General features: G+C 35.8%; 18 protein-coding genes and 3 tRNA genes. 20 read left to right on the forward strand and 1 reads right to left on the reverse strand.

The genetic code is table 11. The annotated features are described in order from the left end of the window. Nucleotides 1–140 precede the first annotated feature (140 nt). The 9 genes from D7D81_RS05985 to D7D81_RS06020 all read left to right on the forward strand — a co-directional run bounded on the left by D7D81_RS05985 (nt 141) and on the right by D7D81_RS06020 (nt 5,439). Nucleotides 141–2,384 carry an N-acetylmuramoyl-L-alanine amidase family protein gene (locus D7D81_RS05985; protein ID WP_125988245.1) on the forward strand — a complete coding sequence of 748 codons (2,244 nt, stop codon included), beginning with the start codon at nt 141–143 and terminating at the stop codon, nt 2,382–2,384. Next, entirely contained in the window at nt 2,377–2,883 is a 507-nt protein-coding gene (locus tag D7D81_RS05990; RefSeq protein ID WP_125988247.1) for a GerMN domain-containing protein, read from the forward strand. Before D7D81_RS05985 ends, D7D81_RS05990 begins: the two co-directional genes overlap by 8 nt. 102 nt (nt 2,884–2,985) lie before the next feature. Beyond that, nucleotides 2,986–3,111 carry a hypothetical protein gene (locus D7D81_RS20050; protein ID WP_286170269.1) on the forward strand — a complete coding sequence of 42 codons (126 nt, stop codon included), beginning with the start codon at nt 2,986–2,988 and terminating at the stop codon, nt 3,109–3,111. Between the two features lie 87 nt (nt 3,112–3,198). Further along, nucleotides 3,199–3,927 carry a ribonuclease PH gene (rph, locus tag D7D81_RS05995; RefSeq protein WP_353622098.1) on the forward strand — a complete coding sequence of 243 codons (729 nt, stop codon included), beginning with the start codon at nt 3,199–3,201 and terminating at the stop codon, nt 3,925–3,927. Continuing rightward, nucleotides 3,924–4,544 (forward strand): XTP/dITP diphosphatase, encoded by a 621-nt coding sequence (locus D7D81_RS06000; RefSeq protein ID WP_125988252.1) that lies wholly within the window; start codon nt 3,924–3,926, stop codon nt 4,542–4,544. The genes rph and D7D81_RS06000 overlap by 4 nt, the downstream gene beginning before the upstream one ends. A 72-nt stretch (nt 4,545–4,616) precedes the next feature. After that, on the forward strand, nt 4,617–4,895 hold the full coding sequence (locus D7D81_RS06005) for a hypothetical protein (protein ID WP_125988254.1): 279 nt from the start codon (nt 4,617–4,619) through the stop codon (nt 4,893–4,895). 194 nt (nt 4,896–5,089) lie between these two features. Continuing rightward, a tRNA-Arg gene (locus D7D81_RS06010) sits at nt 5,090–5,166 on the forward strand. Between the two features lie 89 nt (nt 5,167–5,255). After that, nucleotides 5,256–5,332, forward strand: a tRNA-His gene (locus D7D81_RS06015). 30 nt (nt 5,333–5,362) lie between these two features. Further along, nucleotides 5,363–5,439 (forward strand) — tRNA-Lys (locus D7D81_RS06020). Nucleotides 5,440–5,560: 121 nt separating this feature from the next. Here the strand turns inward: D7D81_RS06020 and D7D81_RS06025 are convergent. Then, nucleotides 5,561–6,145, reverse strand: a complete 585-nt coding sequence (locus D7D81_RS06025; protein ID WP_125988256.1) for an RsiV family protein — start codon at nt 6,143–6,145, stop codon at nt 5,561–5,563. 310 nt (nt 6,146–6,455) lie between these two features. On the opposite strand from D7D81_RS06025, the gene D7D81_RS06030 reads away from it, so the two are divergent. The 11 genes from D7D81_RS06030 to nifK all read left to right on the forward strand — a co-directional run bounded on the left by D7D81_RS06030 (nt 6,456) and on the right by nifK (nt 16,054). Beyond that, nucleotides 6,456–7,178, forward strand: a complete 723-nt coding sequence (locus D7D81_RS06030; RefSeq protein ID WP_125991957.1) for an amino acid ABC transporter ATP-binding protein — start codon at nt 6,456–6,458, stop codon at nt 7,176–7,178. Nucleotides 7,179–7,222: 44 nt separating this feature from the next. Beyond that, on the forward strand, nt 7,223–8,035 hold the full coding sequence (locus D7D81_RS06035) for an ABC transporter substrate-binding protein (protein ID WP_125988258.1): 813 nt from the start codon (nt 7,223–7,225) through the stop codon (nt 8,033–8,035). An 85-nt stretch (nt 8,036–8,120) separates the two neighbouring features. Next, a complete protein-coding gene (locus D7D81_RS06040) occupies nt 8,121–8,825 on the forward strand; it encodes an amino acid ABC transporter permease (RefSeq protein ID WP_125988260.1) in 705 nt (234 codons plus the stop codon). Between the two features lie 38 nt (nt 8,826–8,863). Beyond that, complete coding sequence (locus D7D81_RS06045; RefSeq protein ID WP_125988262.1) at nt 8,864–9,511, forward strand: amino acid ABC transporter permease; 648 nt, start codon at nt 8,864–8,866, stop codon at nt 9,509–9,511. A 264-nt stretch (nt 9,512–9,775) separates the two neighbouring features. Further along, entirely contained in the window at nt 9,776–10,030 is a 255-nt protein-coding gene (locus D7D81_RS06050; RefSeq protein WP_125988264.1) for a hypothetical protein, read from the forward strand. A 116-nt stretch (nt 10,031–10,146) separates the two neighbouring features. Continuing rightward, a complete protein-coding gene (locus D7D81_RS06055; RefSeq protein ID WP_125988266.1) occupies nt 10,147–11,085 on the forward strand; it encodes a hypothetical protein in 939 nt (312 codons plus the stop codon). A gap of 354 nt (nt 11,086–11,439) precedes the next feature. Continuing rightward, on the forward strand, nt 11,440–12,264 hold the full coding sequence (nifH, locus tag D7D81_RS06060) for a nitrogenase iron protein (protein WP_125988268.1): 825 nt from the start codon (nt 11,440–11,442) through the stop codon (nt 12,262–12,264). Nucleotides 12,265–12,312: 48 nt separating this feature from the next. Next, the gene (locus tag D7D81_RS06065) at nt 12,313–12,639 is read left to right on the forward strand and encodes a P-II family nitrogen regulator (RefSeq protein ID WP_125988270.1); all 327 of its coding nucleotides are present in this window, start codon (nt 12,313–12,315) and stop codon (nt 12,637–12,639) included. Between the two features lie 27 nt (nt 12,640–12,666). Further along, the gene (locus D7D81_RS06070) at nt 12,667–13,050 is read left to right on the forward strand and encodes a P-II family nitrogen regulator (RefSeq protein ID WP_125988272.1); all 384 of its coding nucleotides are present in this window, start codon (nt 12,667–12,669) and stop codon (nt 13,048–13,050) included. Between the two features lie 20 nt (nt 13,051–13,070). Next, the gene (gene nifD, locus D7D81_RS06075; protein ID WP_125988274.1) at nt 13,071–14,687 is read left to right on the forward strand and encodes a nitrogenase molybdenum-iron protein alpha chain; all 1,617 of its coding nucleotides are present in this window, start codon (nt 13,071–13,073) and stop codon (nt 14,685–14,687) included. Then, nucleotides 14,687–16,054 carry a nitrogenase molybdenum-iron protein subunit beta gene (gene nifK / locus D7D81_RS06080; RefSeq protein ID WP_125988276.1) on the forward strand — a complete coding sequence of 456 codons (1,368 nt, stop codon included), beginning with the start codon at nt 14,687–14,689 and terminating at the stop codon, nt 16,052–16,054. The genes nifD and nifK overlap by 1 nt, the downstream gene beginning before the upstream one ends. Nucleotides 16,055–16,116: the final 62 nt, after the last annotated feature.

Below are 16,116 nucleotides of genomic sequence, written 5' to 3' on the forward strand. Positions count from 1 at the left end.
AATCCTCCAGACCAGGTTTTAGTAAGAGTATATTTTATTATATTCAATTATTAGCTGATTAATTATAAAATAAAGCAGGAAATATTAAAGATTCAAAGAAATATTATATTATATTGTTGAATGATGGGGGATGACAAATAATGCCTAAAAATATAGCCCTTTTAACGGCTTTTTTATTGATAGCAATTTTAATTTCTGCTGCTGGCACATTACAGGCAGGGGATATGCATATTTATATAAATGGACAGGATTACTTCGATAAATTTGATACTGAATTGATAGATGGTTGTTTGATGGTAAAAGCCCGTTCACTGGCAGATATTCTGGGGGCCGAAATTAATTGGTTTAAGGCGATTAAGACAATTCATTTAAAAAAAGATGATACTAAACTTAAAATGATGGCTGATAATCCATACATACAGGTTAATGATAAAACATATAAAACAGAGCATCAACCGACAATGCTTAAGGGAAGCAGTTATCTTCCTCTTAAAGAGGTGATTGAACATTTGGGTTACCTCTATCAGGAGAACGGTAAAGATATCTATATTAATAAACCGAGTTCTTATGTGAAGGGGATCAGCTGGCAGAAGTCTGGTCAGCAGTTATTACTGGAGTTGGATAAAATAAGCCCCTATAGAATCAATAAGACAGATGACCCCAAAAAAATTGTTCTTGAGTTAGACCAGACAGCCCTGTCACCAGACTTTAAAGATGATCTTTCAAATAAAAATTTCTATTTAAAGATAGAAAAGGTTGCTAACAGGGCCCGTTTAAGGTTATCGATTATCAGCAAATACCCTATTCCTTTTCAGAGAGACATGGGAATAGACGAAGATGGTAATAACCTATTGATTAATTTTTTGCCTTCTATTACTGCTATAGACTGGAAAAACAATAGATTAAAGATTACTGCCAATGGCGATATACGCAGACCAGAGATTCTTCTACTGCAAAATCCAAAGAGGATGGTTCTGGATATACCAGGTTTAATGCTTAATAATTTTGACCTTAATATAGAGAAAAATGACTGGATTGAAGATGTCAGGGTAAGTCAGTTTAAGTATGACCCTGTTACTTTGCGGGTGGTGCTTGATTTAGTAGAGGATAAACAGATGGAGTTAGTTCAGGATAATAGCTCTAATACCTTGATTTTAAAACCAGCTGACCTTTCTGAAGTAAGGGAACTTAAATTTGAAAACAGTATACTTAGTTTTATAACAGACCAATCTACTAATCCTGACTTATTTTTTCTTGAGGAACCGGATAGACTAGTAATTAACCTTATAAATACAGTTAGAGGAGATAATTTTCCTGACAAGATAGATGTAAAGGGGGAACTTATTACTGCTGTTAGGACAGCTAAATTTAATGAGGAGACAGTAAGGATAGTTGCAGATATGACAAGGGAGTCTGCCTATAAATTGGAACAAAAGCAGTTATCAAACGGTAAATTTAAACATATAATTAAGTTTGAGAACGGCTTTAATAAACTTGTTTTAACAGATTCAACTACTAAGACTGATATTTCTTTTGATTTTCTTAGACAGGCAAACTATGAGGTTAAAAGACTTTCTTATCCTGACCGGCTTGTAGTGGATATTCAGGGGATAGGGGGGATTTCTCAGGAAGAGCTGCCAGAGCCACTGGGTTTAATTGAAGGTATCAGGATAGGTCAACTTAGTTCTGAGCCCCAGGTAAGCAGGGTAACTTTTGATTTAACTGATTATCACGGGCATAAGGTAATATCAATGAGCCCTGATAGTAGTATTAATATTACTCTGATAAAGGGGGCTGCGGAACCTGTTACTGGAAAAAATGTTATTGTGATCGATGCTGGTCATGGTGGTTTTGACCCTGGTGCTATAGGTCCTTCAGGACTTAAGGAGAAAGATGTTACCCTTTCTATTGCTCTTAAAGTACAGGGCCTTTTGGAATCTGAAGGTTATGATATTGTGCTGACCAGAGAGCAGGATAATTTTATTTCATTAAAAGAAAGGGTAGATATAGCTAATGAAATAAAGGCCCGATTATTTGTCAGTATTCATGCTAATGCCTCTAATTCAAGATATGCAGATGGAACAGAGACATATATTGCACCAGATAAGCCTGCTGAAAATAAGCTGTTGGCTAGGGTGCTGCAGAGGGAATTATCTAATTCCTTAAAACGAAAGAATAGAGGTATCCTGAAGGATAATTTCTATGTAATAAAATATACTGAGATGCCTTCAGCACTTGTAGAAGTAGCGTTTATTTCTAATCCACATGAAGAGTCATTATTATCCAGTGATTTTTTCCTGGAAAAAGCTGCCAGGGCAATAAGTAAAGGGATTAAATCTTATCTTGACAATGTTAGACAGGGAGATGAAGGGGTAGATGAGTAGGAGAAGTCTATTAATTTATTTGCTTATTCTTATTATAGGATTTATTATAGTTTACAATATGATAGGGGAGCAGGATTTCAGCGGTGATGACAGTAGAGAAGTTATTGTCTATTATGCTACCCGGGATGCAATGTACCTTGACCAGGAAAGAAGAACAGTCAAGCAGGATGGACTTTACAGGAATACAGTTGAGGAACTACTTAAAGGCCCTGAAACCAGCTCTTTAAGTCCAACTATACCAGAGGGTGTAGAACTATTAAAATTAAACCTTAGGGATAATATAATATATCTTGATTTTAATAATGCTCTTCTTGATAATCACTGGGGGGGGAGTACAGGGGAATCCCTAACCGTTTATTCGATTGTTAATACAATGGTTCAGTTTGAAGAAATTGATGCTGTTCAAATATTAATTGAGGGAGAAAAGATAGAGACTTTGGCCGGGCATATGTATCTGCTGGAACCATTAGAGAAGAATGAAAGTATTGTAAAAAAATAGGATAAGTTATTTTCTAATTACAGCCTGGGTGTAGTATTCTGGGCTTTTTTAGTGAAGAGGGAGGGGTTGAAAAGGCCCTGGTTGGAATAAAAAACTGGCAGAATGCGAAATATAAACTTGCCAGTAGTAGTGCTGCCGGGGGGATTAAAGTTAATTGATCTGGTGCCTGAACAACTGTTGAATTGCTTTGGATATTATGAAGAAGTATTTGAAAAGGGTATAGCTTAAAATAAGTTGTTTACTTAGGGGTTTTTTAGATATAATGATAATTATAGAGGGTTTCAATAATATTAGTCTGAAAGGCGGATGGATAAGATGGATAATAAACGAAATGATGGTAGGTCAAATGATCAGCTGAGGGCACTGTCAATTACAAGGAATTTCACTAAATATGCTGAAGGTTCAGTACTTATCAAAACAGGTGCTACCCAGGTTATCTGTAATGTTTCCATAGAAAATAGTGTTCCTTACTTTTTAAGGGGGCAGAATAAAGGCTGGCTAACAGCTGAGTATTCGCTGCTACCCAGGTCTACTCACAATAGAACTGTCAGGGAGGCTGCCCGGGGCAAGATAAGCGGACGTACCAAAGAGATTCAGAGGTTGATAGGGCGTTCCCTCCGCTCAATAATTGACCTTGATAAAATGGGGGAAAGGACTATCTGGATTGACTGTGATGTTATTCAGGCTGATGGTGGAACTAGAACAGCTTCAATTACCGGGGCTTATGTAGCTTTAGTAGATGCTGTCAACTACCTTATTGATAAGGGGGAATTAGAAGAATCACCACTTAATTCCTATCTGGCGGCAACAAGTGTGGGTATAGTAGATGGTGAATTGCTATTGGACCTCTGTTATGAAGAAGATTCACAGGCCCAGGTTGATATGAATGTGGTTATGACAGGAGAAGGAAAGATAATAGAGATACAGGGGACAGCAGAGCAAAACCCTTTTACGCGTTCAGAGATGACTGTATTGATGGATCTGGCAGAAAAGGGAATTAAAGAACTAGTACTGGCTCAGCGGGAGAGTCTGGAGGAAAAATGAGCAGGAAGCTATTAATTGCCAGTGGTAATAGAAATAAAATATATGAAATCAATAAATTGCTGGCTGGATTAGGGCTGGAAATAGTCGATATGGGGGAATATCCTGACCTTCCTGAAGTTGAAGAAGATGGTAAAACTTTTAAAGATAATGCCCTGAAAAAGGCCAGAGAACGCTCAATACAGACCGGGTCTTTAACAATGGCTGATGATTCCGGTATAGAAGTTGATTATCTAAAAGGGAAACCAGGTGTTTATTCGGCACGTTATGCTGGTTTGACAGCAACTGATGATGAGAATAACAGAAAATTGCTTGAAGAATTAAAAGGTGTTCGATTTGAAGAGAGAACAGCACGTTACCGGGCAGTCATTGCCCTGGTTGACCCCCTGAGTGGTAAAGAATATACAGTAGAGGGCAGCTGTGAAGGGATAATTACTGAACACCCCAGGGGGAATAATGGTTTTGGTTATGATCCCTATTTCTGGCTCCCTGTTTATAATAAAACTATGGCTGAACTCCCTTTAGAGGAGAAAAATAAGATCAGCCATCGGGCAGAGGCCTTAAATGGCATAAAGGAAATATTGGAGAATAAATATTCAAATATCCTGGAAAAAAAATAGTGAAGTTATAATTTTACTGATAAAATGTAGTATGGTATAATTATTTTAAAGATAAGAGGGGGGACAAAGATTATGACAGATAAGGATTTCAATAAAAAGATGGATGAACTTCTAAGTGGTGTATATAGAATTGAAGAAAATCAAAAGATACAATTTCAGAAATATGATAATGACATTCAGAATATCAATAATGATATCCAGAATATTTTTAATGAACTTCAAAAATGTCATAAGCGTTTTGATATAATAGAAAATAAACTATATAGTTTAGAAAGCAAAATAGATACAGTAAGAAAGGTTTCTGCGGAAAATTCAATAGATATATCTAATCTAAAGGATAGAGTTAGTTAACCTGCCGACCGGATTCTTTCCGTTTTTGTTTTGCCAGATTAACCCCTTTTATTATTTTTTGGTATTATTAGATAAAATTTATGTTGTAGCTGTATTTTTAAAAATAATCAAGAATTTCTTATTGATTTTGCTAAAAAGTATTTGACTATTAGCTTCTTTTCATGTATACTATTAAATGTTGTAAGTGGTGATAAGCGCCTGTAGCTCAGCTGGATAGAGCAACGGACTTCTAATCCGTAGGCCAGAGGTTCGAATCCTCTCAGGCGCGCCATTTATTTATAAAAGTTGTTATATAGTATTGACAAGTAAGAATAGATTAGTTATAATTATTAAAGTCTCCAGTAGGGAACCATGTATATGGTGGGTGTAGCTCAGTTGGCTAGAGCGCAGGATTGTGGCTCCTGAGGCCGTGGGTTCAAGCCCCATCACCCACCCCATTAAAATCTGATAATAAGCTATGACACCGTAGACCATTAGCTCAATCGGCTAGAGCACCTGACTCTTAATCAGGGGGTTCAGGGTTCGAGTCCCTGATGGTCTACCATTTTTATATGTTGATAAGGTTATTGCCTGTAATTGTTTATATGATGTTTGATTTAAAAGAATACATTGAAGGAAAAAACCTGCTAAAGAAACAGCAGGTTTTCTTGATCTAGAAGTAATAATCACATCAGTCTGGCGATAGGACTATTTTTATCAATTAGAGGTTCTAGTTTACTGTAAGGTATATTAAATTCCAAAGTGCCGTAGTAGCCGGGAGTTAACTCATATTCCTGATATACTATAACCAGTGTATCTTTCTTGAGATAAAAAACCTCATCACCAGTTATGCCGGGGAATTCATTAATTAGTGGAATACCTCTCTCTATTATTTCTTGCTCAATTATATTGTCTAGATAAGTCTTATAATTACTTCCCTCTTTAAAAAGGTCTCTCAACTTGTATTTTTTACCTGTAATTAAATTAACTGTTAAGGCCTGAACAACGGTTATACCACTGGCCATCATCTCTGGATAATAGTAGTTTTCAAAGCGGAGACTCAATATATCATTGTAATTAACAGTTGTTTCATATTTGCTGGCAGCTGTGATTATGTTCATATCTTGATACCTACCAGTAGGTAATGTTTTATCAACAGTTCTTTTGATTAATCTATTTATTCTGTTTTCTAGTGGTTGATTGCTGACTCTTGCTAACTGGGGATAAGTGGCAGCTGCCTGTTTTAATATAGCCGTTTTATAGTTTTGCAAAACAACACCACCTTTTTAAATTATATCTTATACTATTCTCAACTAATATTTTTGTTTAATTATTTTTGATTAAGGAAAACAAAATAAAAGTGATATAAAAAAGTTTAACTGGACAAAAATACAAATAAAATTATACAGGTATTTATGTTATGTTTATGTTATTTTAATATTATTCACCTTGACTTACAGCTTTTTCTATAGTAAAATTATTAATATATAACATGTAGTTTACATAAAAAAATAGTATAAGGGGTTTGTTATTATGAATTCTAAAGCTAACTTAAATGTAATAGACTGTAAGCGGAAACCAATTATTACTTTTAAAGATGTTAATAAATGGTTTGGGAGTCTACATGTATTAAAAGGGATTTCAACTGATGTCTACCCTGGGGAAGTGGTTGTAATTATTGGGCCTAGTGGGTCGGGCAAAAGTACTATGTTAAGATGTATAAATAGACTTGAAGCTATACAGAGAGGGAATTTGATTGTTGATGGATTTAATATTAGTGATAAGAAAATTAATATTACTGAGGTCAGGGCAGAAATAGGGATGGTCTTTCAACATTTCCATCTTTATCCCCATATGACTGTCATAGAAAATATTATACTGGCACCCAGAAAAGTACGCAAAACAAAGAAAAAGATAGCTCAACAGGAAGCCTTTGAACTGTTAGAGAAAGTGGGAATTTCAGATAAAGCCTATTCTTATCCTTCGCAATTATCTGGAGGTCAGAAGCAGAGAGTTGCTATTGCCAGGGGACTGGCTATGTATCCCAAAATTATGCTCTTTGATGAACCAACATCAGCACTTGATCCAGAAATGATTAAAGAAGTACTGGATGTTATGAAAAAGCTGGCTTATGAGGGAATGACCATGGTGGTAGTAACACATGAAATGGGGTTTGCCCGGGAAGTAGCCGACAGGGTTATTTTTATGGATCAAGGTGCTATTGTAGAAATTGGTACCCCTGAACATTTTTTCAATAACCCTAAAGAAGAAAGAACACAGTCTTTTTTACAACAAATTTTGTAAATATAAGATTACAAACAAAAATAAATTATTAAGGAGTGAGGAACATGGTGTTTAAAAAAACATTCTTATCTGTTTTGACTTTGTTGATAATTTTCGTATTAAGCATGACTGCATTTGCTGACTCTACACTGGAAAAAGTTCAATCTGAAGGTGTACTGGTAGCTGGTGTAAAGTTTGACTCGCCACCATTTGGTTTTGTAGATGAAAGTGGTCAAGTGGTTGGTTTTGATATTGATGTTGCAAAATATATTGCTGATGGATTAGGTGTTGAACTTGAACTTAAACAGGTTACTTCAAAAACTCGTATTCCTATGCTGCAGGAGGGTACAGTTGATTTATTGGTTGCTACTATGACTCATAATAAAACCCGTGAAGAAGCAATAGATTACAGTATTACCTATTTTTTTACTGGACAGAAGTTATTGATTAAAAGTGGTAGTAATATAAAGGGCACTGATGATCTGGCTGGTAAAACCATTGCTACAGTTCAAGGTTCGACCAGTGAAATAAATATAAAAAATGCTCAACCAGCAGCCAAAGTCCTTACTTTTCAAGAATACCCACAGGCTTTTATGGCTGTAAAACAAGGTCGGGCTGATGCAATGACAACTGATGCTAGTATTTTAGCTGGTTTTGCTGGCCAAAACCCTGGTTTTGAAATAGTTGGTCCAAATATCTCGGATGAACCTTATGGAATAGGGGTTCGTGAAAATGACTCTGATTTCCGTGATGCTGTTAATTTTTCAATTATGAAAATGTGGGAATCAGGGGATTATGAACTAACATATGCTAAATGGTTTGGCCCTAATACAAAATATCCGTTGCCATTAAGCGGCAAAGTAGAAGTATGGCCGTAGTGATAACTTAGTAAGTAAAATATGTATTCATAGCATTGAGAACGGGGTAACCCCCGTTCTCCTTTTATAGATTGGAGGGAAGTAAATGGACTATGAGTTTAACTGGTTAGTTCTCTGGGATTATAGAGAATTGCTCTTAAAAGGTCTGCTTATTACAATCAAATTATCAATAATATCTATTGTTCTTAGCACAATTATTGGTTTTATATTTGGTACTATGCGTACTGCAAAAAATAAATTACTTAGAATGGTATCCTCGGTTTATGTAGAATTTTTTCTTAATACCCCTTTGATTATTCAACTTTTTTTCTGGTATTTTGCTTTACCTATGGTACTTCCTGAATTTATACGGGGATGGCTTTGGAGTCATAATTATGAATTTATTAGTGGTGTAATTGGTCTTACCATTTATACCAGTACCTTTATTGCAGAAGTAATTAGAGCAGGGATCCAATCGATAGATGATGGGCAGTGGGAAGCCGGACAATCCAGTGGTTTAACAAGGTTTCAATGTCTTATCTTTATTATTATACCACAAGCCATCCAGGTTATTATACCTCCTCTTTGTAATCAGTATTTAAATTTAATAAAGAATTCTTCACTGGCTATGACGGTTGCAGTAGCCGAGCTTACATATCAGGCTCAGGCTATTGAAGCGCTTACCTTTCGTGGTTTTGAAGCATTTACTGCAGCAACTTTGATATATATTGTTCTAACATTATTAGTTTCTTTACTGATGAATAGATTTGAGAAATGGATTAATCGAAGTAGGATATCAATAAGTACATAAAACAAAAAGATATAAATGTGTATTAAGGAGTTGTTATTATGTCAATTCAGGTAATTGTTAATAATATTCCATATTTAGCAAAGGGTTTTTTAGTAACCCTTGAGTTAGCTATAATATCCATTATTTTAAGTTTTATTTTAGGCACTTTACTGGGTATTGCTAAATTAGCTAAAAACCCCATTATCAGTACACTTGCCTCTGTTTATATTGAAATTGTTCGGGGTACGCCTTTAATAATGGTTGTTTTCTGGATATTTTTTCTACTGCCAATACTGCTGAGTAAACCTATTCAACCATTTACCAGTGCGGTAGCAGCTTTTAGTATTTTTACATCTGCTTATATTGCTGAAATAGTTAGAGCTGGAATACAATCAATACCTGTTGGCCAGATAGAAGCTGCTTTATCTTCTGGTTTATCTTACTGGCAGACAATGCGATTTATCATATTACCCCAGGCTACCACTAAAATGATTCCTCCCCTAGTATCTCAATTTATATCTTTATTTAAAGATACCTCCCTGGCATATATTATTGGGGTAATGGAATTGACCAGGAGAGCTACTATTATTAATAACCGTGAATTTAAGTCTTTTGAAATTTTTACTTTTGTAGCAATAATATATTTTATGATTTGTTATTCTATGTCAAAGTACGCTAAATACCTGGAAAAAAAGCGGATTGTATAAAAAAGCGTCTTGAACCCCCTTTTCAGGTATTTAAAGGATTGTGAGGGTTAAAATTAATCAAAAAACTGACTATTATTCTTAAGTGTTTTTCGGGCAGCTTTCTCAAAATAGGAGGGCAGCCCTTTTTTAGATAATTATAACCGCAGTAAGCGGCAATACTCCCGCCGATACAATCAGCTATCAAGTCCCACATGGTATCTACTATGTGAATAAATAGCTTAACTGCAGTTATTTTGCCTCTTATTATGTGGATAACATGTTCATTTGATGTTAATAACTTGTGGAAATAAAAAGATTGAAGAAAATTATAAGACATCTATGATTTTCGTATCCCTGGTGATATATTCTTTTAGAGGAAGTGTAATCAATTTAGCTCCATCAGGGATTCAATGCTTCTATCGCGGGTTTTTATATCTGGAAGATGGACATCAGGACAGAAAAACTACACTGAATAAAATCAGCCGTTCAGAATTATGGCAGGTGGATTATGAAAGAGAAGGATTTATACCGTTAAAATAATAATTTTCTTATATATGTAAATAATAGCGATAGAATTAAATAATTTTAACTGAATTATTTAAATAGTTTAGTATTAGATAGAAGAATTAATTTATTTTTGATGAGGTGTTTAAAAAATGAAAAAAGCAAAAATTTTTTCTGTATTAATTATAATTTTTCTAATAATTACTCTATCATCTTGTGCAAAACAGTCCAAGAACTCAAATTTAAAACCCGATGAGTCTAAACAAACCATTAATGCGGTAGAAGAATTAGAAATGGAATTAATTGATATAATGGGCCAAATTGATTTGATTCCATATTATGAAAAGCAAATAAAGGAAAAAAAGGAAAAGGAGAAGGAACAGAAAAAACAGCGGGAAAAACCTGCTGATGAAAATAAAGAAGAGGGTTCAGGAGAAAAAGCTGAGGGTAAGGAGGAAGAATTTAAACCTCAACCAATAACTAATAATGACACCTTATTATTAGAACTTTTAGAACAAGAAGAATCTTATAGATCAGATGAACAAGATAAGCAAAAAGTACCGGATGATATTATTTTTATCTGGCATGAAATTAATGAAAAAATAAATCAACTTCACCTTAAATGGGATGATTTAAAACCGGAATTAAAAAAAGCTAAGGTTTCATTAGGATCAATTAATGGTTTTGATGATGCTTTAAACAGCTTAACTATAGCTAGTAATAAGAATAAGTTTTTGAAAACATTAATGGATGCTAACGGATTGACATTGTATATGCCACAGTTTATCAAAGATCTAAAAGATAAGAAGTTAGCTTCCCTTTATGCTATAAAATATCATACTCGTCAAATTATTTTAAATGTTGCTAATAGTAATTATCTGGAAGCAGATAAAAATTTTAAAGCCCTTAAAAACGAGGAGAAAATCTTAACTGCTGAATTAACAGAGAAAAAATTTAAGGAGTTATTAGATAAGTTGAGATTATCAATTGTTAATTTAAAAAATGCACTATCACTCCAGGATATAAATGTTATAAAAATTAAAGGAAGTATTATTGTAAAAAATCTTAATGCTATTAAAGAAAAGTTATAATGAAGGACTAATGAGGATAGCTTAAATATTATACTAGTGTTTAGAGCTTATAACCCCTGATATTAATATCAGGGGTTTTTTCATGGTAAATTTAATATTTTTACAGGGGTAGGCGGAAAGTATTATGTAAGGTAAATGTTAGTATACTGGTATTGATATCCTAAAATTCATTGTAAATAGAGAATTAAATGTTATAATTATTTTAAACATAACACAAAAATTTCTTATAACTAACATAAACATAACATCAACAAAAGAAATTTACTGTGTTGGTAAATGGTGATAAGTAAATTATTTACTTTCATACATTTTATCAAGAATAAATAATCCAAGTTGAAAAGGAGTGAAGGAATCATGAGACAGGTGGCTATTTATGGAAAAGGCGGTATTGGGAAATCAACAACTACCCAGAATACAACTGCTGCCCTTGCTGAGATGGGGAGGAAGATAATGATAGTAGGGTGTGACCCTAAAGCTGACTCTACTAGATTATTATTAGGTGGAATGAATCAGACGACTGTACTGGATACCCTACGGGAAGAAGGAGATGATATTGATTTAAAAGAGATTTTAAAAGAGGGTTATGGAGGAATTAAATGTGTCGAATCAGGTGGACCTGAACCAGGTGTTGGTTGTGCTGGAAGGGGAATCATTACTTCTATCAGTATGTTAGAGAGATTAGGGGCCTATACTGATGACCTTGATTATGTTTTTTATGATGTGTTGGGGGATGTTGTTTGTGGTGGTTTTGCAATGCCGATCAGGGAAGGGAAGGCTCAGGAAATCTATATAGTAGCCAGTGGTGAATTAATGGCTTTATATGCTGCCAATAATATTTGTAAAGGTATTAAGAAATATGCTACAACAGGTGGTTCGAGGCTTGGCGGTATTATCTGTAACAGCAGGAAGGTGGAAAATGAATTAGAACTACTGGAGGAATTTGCCAGTGAACTGGGTTCTCAACTAATTCACTTTGTTCCTAGGGATAATATAGTGCAGACTGCTGAAATTAACAAGAAAACAGTTATTGCCTATAACCCGGAAGAGAAACAGGCTGATGAGTATCGGACCCTGGCTAAGAGTATTGATGAAAATGAAATGCATGTTATTCCAAAACCCATGTCCCAGGATAGGTTAGAGGAATTAATGATGGACTTTGGAATTCTACAAATAGACTAAGGATTCCAGGGATGTAGAGTAATATATATAAGGGGAGGTATTTGTAAGATGAAGATGATTAAAGCGATTATTCGACCTGAGAAGGTTACAGAGGTGCTGGCTGAACTGGGGGATGCTGGTTTTCCAGCTATTACTAAAATTGATGTTGCAGGCAGGGGAAAACAGCGTGGCGTCAAGGTCGGTAATATTCATTATGATGAATTGCCTAAAGAGTTATTACTAATAGTTGTTGAAGATGAGGTCAAAGATGATGTAGTAAAAATCATTATTAAAAATGCCCGGACTGGTGAAGAAGGTACCTTTGGGGATGGGAAAATATTTATAACTGATGTGGAAGAAGCCTATACCATTAGTGATGGGAGTAAGGGGCTTTAATGTCTAGAGTGAAGGGGGAGTTTTACTGTGAAAGAAATAATGGCGGTCATCCGGATGGGGATGATTAATAAGACTAAAAAGGCCCTTTCTTTAGCAGGTTTTGATGCGATAACCTGTATTAAGGCCAATGGGCGTGGCAAGAAAAAGGTAAATTATGAATTGATTGAAAAACTCCTGGGGGGTAAAGAAGTAGAATCTAAAGAAATTAGTGAATCTATCTCAGAAGGACATAGATTAATTCCTAAAAGGGTGCTCTTGATTGTAGTAAATGATGAAGATATGCAAAAAGTAGTAGATACGATCATTGATGTAAATAAAACTGGTCATCCAGGTGATGGAAAGATATTTGTAATACCTGTTAAAGATACTATTAGGGTAAGAACTGGAGAAACCGGTAAAGAGGCTGTATAAATGAAATGGGGTGAGAATTAATGGTTAATGAGGTAAAAAAGATTGAGGAGACACTGGAAGAGGTTATTGACAGTTATCCTGCTAAATCAATGAAAAACCGTAAAGAACATATTGTCATTCGTGATACCAGTCAGGATAAACAAAAGATAATGGCTAATACCAGGACTATACCGGGTATAATATCCAATCGCGGCTGCTGTTTTGCAGGTTGTCAGGGGGTGGTCCTGGGACCACTAAAAGATGTGGTTCATATTGTCCACGGGCCGATTGGTTGTTGTTATTATACCTGGGGTATGAGGAGAAACCAGGCTGTTGTTGGAGAAAATGAAAAGAACTTTTTAAACTTTTCTTTTTCCACAGATATGCAGGATTCAGATATTGTTTTTGGTGGTGAAAAGAAATTAGAGCAGGCTATTGATGAGGCGATGGAAATATTTAATCCAGGCACAATAATGATTACTGCTACCTGTCCAGTAGGTCTCATTGGTGATGATATTCATGCTGTGGCCCGCAGAGCCCAGGAGAAATATGGGATCTCAGTAATGGCTTTTAGCTGTGAGGGCTATAAAGGGGTAAGTCAGTCAGCTGGACACCATATTGCCAATAATGAATTAATGGAACACCTGGTAGGTAAAAAGGAGATTGAGCTTGAGGCTGAATATCCAATAAATCTTATGGGGGAATATAATATTGGTGGAGATGCCTTTGAAATTGAAAGGGTGTTGGGAAAAATAGGTTATAAGATTATAGCTACTTTTTCTGGTAATGGTTCTGCTGAAGCGATAATGAGTGCCTATGAGGCAGATTTAAACCTGGTTCAATGTCATCGGTCCATAAATTATATTGCCGAAATGTTTCGGGAAAAATATGGAGTTCCCTGGTTGAAGGTAAATTTTCTAGGTGTTGACCAGACTATTAAAAGCCTGCGGGATATGGCAAAGTACTTTGGTGATGAAAAATTAATCCAGCGGACAGAGGCTGTGATTGCTGAAGAGTTGGCAGCAGTTGAACAATCACTGGCAATGTATCAAGACCTGTTGGAAGGAAAGACAGCTTTCCTCTTTGTAGGTGGTTCCAGGGCCCATCACTATCAGAATGTTTTTAAACGGATTGGGATTGATACAGTAGTGGCTGGATATGAGTTTGGCCACCGTGATGATTATGAGGGTAGGGAGGTAATCCCTGATATTAAAATGACAGCAGATGATCGAAATATTCCGGAGCTGGAGGTTGAGAAAGATGAACAGAGGTATCATCTGCGTTTATCAAAGGAAAAAATGGAGGAACTAGCTAAAGAGATACCATTAAATAATTATGAGGGTATGATTAAGGAAATGGAAGATGGGACTATAGCTATTGATGACCTTAATCATCATGAACAGGTTAAACTGACCAAGATATTAAAACCAGATATTTATTGTTCTGGTATTAAGGATAAGTATACCTCCCATAAAATGGGCGTTTTTTCTAAACAGCTGCATAGCTATGATTATAGCGGTCCTTATGCCATGTTTAAAGGGCATGTTAATTTTGCTAGAGATGTCGCCAATGGTATTTTGAGTCCTACCTGGGGTTATATTAATCCACCTTGGAAAAAAGAAGCAGGATTAGAGGGTAATTATGGAGGTGATTACTAATGTTAGATCTGGTGCCAGCAGAAATAAAAGAAAGGGAGTCACTGGTTGTAAACCCGGCTAAGACTTGTCAACCGATTGGGGCTATGTATGCCGCACTAGGTATTCATGCCTGTTTACCACATAGTCATGGTTCACAGGGGTGCTGTTCTTACCACCGGATGCATCTTACCAAGCATTTTCGGGAACCTGTTGTGGCTTCAACTAGTGCCTTTACTGAGGGCTCATCTGTTTTTGGAGGGAGGGCTAATTTAACAACTGCCTTAAAGAATATTTTTGCAGTTTATGACCCTGATGTAGTAGCTATTAATACAACCTGTCTCTCTGAAACAATTGGTGATGATATTCCCTCTATTATTGGGGAAGTAGATATCCCTGAGGGTAAAGAGGTTTTTTCAGCCAGTACCCCCAGTTATGTAGGGTCCCATATAACCGGATTTTCTAATATGGTGGAGGCTATGGTCAAGCATTTTTCCCGGAAAGGTGAAGGGATTAAGACCAATGGCAAAGTAAATATAATCCCCGGTTTTGTGAATCCAGGGGATATCAGGGAGGTTAAGCATATTGTAGAGGCCCTGGGGATAGAGTATATTTTGTTTCCAGATCAAAGCGGAGTATTGGATTCACCGATGACTGGTGAATATCAGATGTATCCAGCAGGTGGAACCACTGTTGATGATTTAAGGGATTCAGGAAACTCCAGAGCCACACTTGCCCTGGGGAGTTTTGCTTCAGCAGAGGCTGCTTTTCAATTAGAAAGGCAGTGTAAAATTAAACCCTATATCTTGAAGATGCCCCTTGGTGTTAAGGCTACAGATGACTTTATAATGCAGTTAATTAAGTTAACAGGCCATGAGGTTCCTTTTACACTGGAGGAAGAGAGGGGACAGCTGGTGGATATTATGGCTGATACCCATAACCATTTTCACGGTAAAAAGGTGGCTATTTATGGAGATCCAGATCTAGTAATCGCGATGACTGAATTTGCCCTGAGTCTTGGTATGTTACCTGTTCATGTGCTTACTGGAACACCGGGTAAAGCCTTTAAACAGGAGATAGAGTCAATGCTTGACGAGGCAGGTCTGGAAGCCAATGTCAAAGAAGCAGGTGATATGTTTAAGCTGCATCAATGGATTAAGAATGAACCTGTTGACCTTTTAATAGGTAATTCCTATGGTAAATTGATTGCTAAAGCAGAGGATATTCCCCTGCTAAGGCTTGGTTTCCCAATCCTGGATAGGAGTGTGCATAGCTACTTTTCTGTCCTGGGTTATAGAGGGGCAATGAGAATAATTGAAAAGATAAGTAATGCTTTATTAAATCGAAGGGATAGGGATACATCTGAGGAATTAATTGAGTTTGTTTTATAACTGAGTAATAATCTGCTACCTATATAGATATTATTTCTCGAAATAAATATAAGGTTTTATAT

This window comes from Halocella sp. SP3-1, from assembly GCF_003953885.1.
Taxonomy (GTDB): domain Bacteria; phylum Bacillota; class Halanaerobiia; order Halanaerobiales; family DTU029; genus Iocasia; species Iocasia fonsfrigidae.